At 42.1% G+C, this 278-nt stretch carries 1 pseudogene; it reads right to left on the bottom strand.

The annotated features are described in order from the left end of the window. A pseudogene (locus tag LG649_RS16230) lies at positions 1–278 on the bottom strand (choice-of-anchor B family protein); the annotation flags it as partial.

The raw sequence follows: 278 nt of genomic DNA on the forward strand, positions 1-278 counted from the left end.
TGGGCCTCCAGCATAAGTTGAGCTTCTGTTTGCGCCAACTATGTAGGCGTAGCCACTATCTTGGTTAATTACAATATTGTGGGCTTTGCCAAATTCTGTAAAATGTGTATCTGCAGTAAATGTTTCAGGAGGGTTAGGTACATTTCTTAATCGCGTTAAATCGAAAACTTGCATCCCATGGTCGTCATTACACGTAGGGTCTCCAAAGCTACAATCTGCTACAATAAAAGCATGGTCTTTGTAGACTTTAACATCGCGCCAAGGGCTACTAGTTGTTG

This window comes from Neotamlana laminarinivorans, assembly GCF_020523925.1.
In the GTDB taxonomy this organism is placed as follows: Bacteria; Bacteroidota; Bacteroidia; order Flavobacteriales; family Flavobacteriaceae; genus Neotamlana; species Neotamlana laminarinivorans.